The 2,486-nt window shown below is 64.0% G+C and carries 3 protein-coding genes; all 3 read right to left on the bottom strand.

Annotation, left to right across the window (positions count from 1 at the left end):
- Positions 1 to 87: 87 nt before the first annotated feature.
- Genes tnpC through tnpA form a run of 3 tightly spaced genes read right to left on the bottom strand, consistent with a single transcriptional unit; the run spans position 88 to position 2,428 of the window.
- Positions 88 to 1,629, bottom strand: a complete 1,542-nt coding sequence (tnpC, locus tag ABWW33_RS32915; protein WP_353405617.1) for an IS66 family transposase — start codon at positions 1,627 to 1,629, stop codon at positions 88 to 90.
- 29 nt (positions 1,630 to 1,658) lie between these two features.
- Positions 1,659 to 2,006, bottom strand: coding sequence for an IS66 family insertion sequence element accessory protein TnpB (tnpB, locus tag ABWW33_RS32910; protein ID WP_353405616.1), 348 nt, complete (start codon positions 2,004 to 2,006; stop codon positions 1,659 to 1,661).
- Positions 2,003 to 2,428 carry an IS66-like element accessory protein TnpA gene (gene tnpA, locus ABWW33_RS32905; RefSeq protein WP_353405615.1) on the bottom strand — a complete coding sequence of 142 codons (426 nt, stop codon included), beginning with the start codon at positions 2,426 to 2,428 and terminating at the stop codon, positions 2,003 to 2,005. The genes tnpB and tnpA overlap by 4 nt, the downstream gene beginning before the upstream one ends.
- Positions 2,429 to 2,486: the final 58 nt, after the last annotated feature.

Below are 2,486 nucleotides of genomic sequence, written 5' to 3'. Positions count from 1 at the left end.
TATCCGTAAGCGTCTCCCCGGTGACGTCTTGAGTGGAGCGACAAATTAATCGATGATGGCATCACCCCGCTGGGAAGCGGCGTCATCTCAAAGGGCTGCTGGTAGGTTGCAGTTCCAAGGCAAGAATTCATCAACCCGGTTGACGGGATGATCGGCGATATGCGTCAGCACGTGACGCAACCAGGCTTCGGGGTCGACACCGTTCAGCTTGGCCGTGCCGATCAGCGAGTAGATCGCGGCGGCGCGTTCACCACCACTGTTGGCGCCGGCGAACAGATAGTTGCGGCGACCGATGGCCACGCCGCGCAAGGCCCGCTCGGCCGCCGAGTTATCAATCTCGATGGCGCCATCGTCGCAGTAGCGCAGCAACGCCGGCCAGAGTTTGAGCGCGTACAGGATCGCCGCCGCCGTGTCGGACTTGCGCGACAACGTATCGAGCGTGGTATGCAGCCAGCGCTCCAGGTCATCGAGCAGTGGGCGCGACCGGGCTTGCCGAACCTGCCTTCGTTCGTCGGGCGGTTTGCCCCGGATATCGGCCTCGATCACATAGAGCTCGGCGATCCGGCGCAGCGCCTCCGTGGTCAGTGGCGTCGGTCGCGCCGCGTGCAGGTCGTGGAATTTGCGCCGCGCGTGTGCCCAACAAGCCGCCTCGCGAACCACGCCGTCGTCGAACAAGGCGTTGAAGCCGGCGTAAGCATCGGCTTGCAGCACGCCCTCGAACTTGGCCAGGTGCGTCTGCGGATGAATGCCCTTGCGGTCCGGCGTGTAGGCAAACCAAACGGCCGGCGGCGTGGTGTCGCCGGATGGCCGATCGTCACGCACATAGGTCCACAGGCGCGCCGTCTTGGTTTTTCCATTGCCGGGTGCTAGTACCGGGATCGGGGTGTCGTCGGCATGCAGCTTCGACGCCGCCAGCACATGGCGTTCAATGGCATCGACCAACGGGCGCAGCAACGCGCTGGCGGCACCGACCCAGCTCGCCAGCAGGGCACGATCAAGGTCGACGCCTTCGCGGGCGTAGATGACGGCCTGGCGGTACAGCGGCAGATGATCTGCGAACTTCGCCACCAGGACATGCGCCAGCAGACCGGGGCCGGCGATGCCGCGCTCAATCGGCCGGCTTGGCGCCGGCGCCTGGACGATGGCGTCGCAGCAGGCGCATGCCAGCTTGGGGCGCATATGACGGATCACGCGGAAGCTGGCCGGTACGAACTCCAGCTGCTCCGCCACGTCCTCGCCCAGCGGCCGCAGGACGCCACCGCAAGCCGGGCAAGCGTCGGCCGTCGGCGCATATACCTTTTCGTCACGTGGCAGATGCTCGGGTAAGGGCTTGCGCACCGACTTCTTGCGCGGTGCCTGGTCGGCGGCCGGCATCTCGCGCGCCGCCTCGGCCTCGTCGGCCTGCAGGTCTTCCAGTTGCAGTTCCAGTTGCTCGATTTGGTGGTCCAGCTTTTCCGACTTGCGGCCGAACTGCATGCGGCGCAACTTGGCGATCTGCAGCTTGAGGTGCTCGATCTCGACGGCGCGCGTGTTCAGTTGCTCGCGCAGACCTTCCACCACCTCGTCTTGGGCGAGCAGCAGCGCCTTCAATGCGGCAATGTCGTTGGGCAGATCGGCTGGGCTGAGCATGCGCCAAGTTTACGCGAGGCTTGTTACGTTTACAAGGCCGACGTTGGCTTCCAGGTCCGCTCAGGCCGCCGCCAGTCTATGCCTTCGAGCAGCATCGACAGCTGCGCCTGCGTCAACGCCACCGAGCCGTTGCTGGCCTGCGGCCAGATGAAGCGACCACGTTCCAGCCGCTTGGCCAGCAGGCACAGGCCATCTCCCGTCCACCACAGTAATTTGACCAGGTCACCGCGCCGACCTCGGAATACAAATACGTGGCCGCTGTATGGATCTTCCTCCAACGCCGTTTGCACTTTGGCGGCCAGGCCATTGAAGCCGGAGCGCATGTCGGTGATGCCGGCGGCGAGCCAGATCTTGGTGCCGGCCGGCAGGCCGATCATCGCAGCACCCGATCCAATACCTGGGCCAGCGTGGCAGCGTTGGGCTGGCCTTCGATGCGGACCCGGACCTCGCCTAGTTCAAGCACGATGGTGCCGTCGGCATCACCATCGGCATCGGCGTTGTTCGAAGCGGGCACCGATGGCGCCAGCACCACCGGTAACAAGCCATCCTCGCGCTTCAATGTCGGTACACCAAGGCGACCTTGCTCAAAAAGGCGGCGCCAGCTAAACACCTGATTGGCGTTGACGCCGTGTTCGCGCGCGATGCGCGCCACCGAGACGCCTGGTTGGAGAGACAGCGCCACCAGGGCGCGCTTGAACTCTAACGGATGCTGGCGATAGTGGCCGCGAGTGTTCCTTGCAATGACCGGTTGAAAATTTGTGTCCATAAGCAAAATTTGTGGGCACAAATCCTGTGCCAAAATTTGATCATGACGGACGCTGGTCAGGCAGTCCAGACGGCGCTGAGAAGACGCTTAC

Source organism: Duganella hordei (assembly GCF_040369125.1).
Taxonomy (GTDB): Bacteria; Pseudomonadota; Gammaproteobacteria; order Burkholderiales; family Burkholderiaceae_D; genus Rugamonas; species Rugamonas hordei.
The sequence above is the reverse complement of the archived record's forward strand: the minus strand, read 5'-3'. Positions and strand labels throughout refer to the sequence as shown.

Bases quoted from the DNA above. Each gene is read 5' to 3' on its own strand.
- tnpC (WP_353405617.1), bottom strand. From the start codon at position 1,629: ATGCTCAGCCCAGCCGATCTGCCCAACGACATTGCCGCATTGAAGGCG.
- tnpB (WP_353405616.1), bottom strand. From the start codon at position 2,006: ATGATCGGCCTGCCGGCCGGCACCAAGATCTGGCTCGCCGCCGGCATC.